The 966-nt window shown below is 45.2% G+C and carries 2 protein-coding genes; both read right to left on the bottom strand.

Translation table 11 applies throughout. The annotated features are described in order from the left end of the window. On the bottom strand, positions 1-92 hold a 92-nt coding region (locus A3739_RS28600; RefSeq protein WP_156502305.1), incomplete at its 3' end, for a flagellar motor protein MotB. A gap of 7 nt (positions 93-99) precedes the next feature. After that, on the bottom strand, positions 100-864 hold the full coding sequence (gene pomA / locus A3739_RS03245; protein WP_068500291.1) for a flagellar motor protein PomA: 765 nt from the start codon (positions 862-864) through the stop codon (positions 100-102). Positions 865-966: the final 102 nt, after the last annotated feature.

Raw genomic sequence — 966 nt, 5'->3', positions numbered from 1 at the left:
CACATGAGCAGAGACATTAAGTCTGCAAAGGTTCCCATCCAAGCAGGAAGCCCCGGTTTGCATTCTTCGCACTCATGTTCTTGATCAGACATGTGCGCGTTAACCTGTTTCTGCTTCAGTTTCACGCGCACCTTCGGGAAGGTAATTACGCAACATCATTTCTATTACTCGAGGATTTTGGCCAGCCTGAATCGCCATCACCGCATCAATCGACATGCTCTTGATAAGATTCTCTTCTGTCATCCTAAGTTTTAGCTTGTCAGCGAAAGGTATGGCTACCATGTTAGCAAGCATTGCGCCGTAAAGTGTGGTTAACAAGGCAACAGCCATTGCTGGACCGATGGATTTAGGGTCATCCATGTTCGATAGCATTGCGACAAGACCTATTAAAGTACCGATCATGCCCATCGCCGGCGCTACATCTCCTAAAGCTTCCCAAACTCGGGCGCCCGTTTTGTGGCGCTCTAAGGTCTGCGCTTTATCTTTACTCAATAACGAACGCACAACATCTGCATCATGCCCGTCTATCAACAAGCCAATCCCTCTTTTCAAGAAGTTGTTGTCCATCTCTTTGCCTTCCAAAGCGAGCAAACCACCTTTACGGGCTTCTTCAGCCAACTCTTTGATCACACCGATTAACTCTTCCGGTGAATCAAGCTTAAACATAAAGGCCTTTGCCACGGTTTTCACTGCACCTAAAAATTGTGCGAGAGAAAATTTCATTAAGCACACGAGTAGTGAGCCAACTAACACAATTAGTACAGAAGGAATGTCGAAAAACATCCCTACAGAGCCACCCAACACCATTGCAAAAGCAATAATGGCGAATCCTCCGATNAATCCTATTAGGGTTGCGAGATCCAAATGAAGAACCCTCTTCTCTCATATATGGTTGATATTTCAGTTATTGCAGGGCGAAATTAGGTTCAACGAGGAACAATGAATCGTTATACTTAAACCCAGCTT

The organism is Oleiphilus sp. HI0067 (assembly GCF_001635735.1).
Note: the sequence above shows the minus strand (reverse complement) of the source record. Positions and strands in the feature narration are given on the sequence as shown.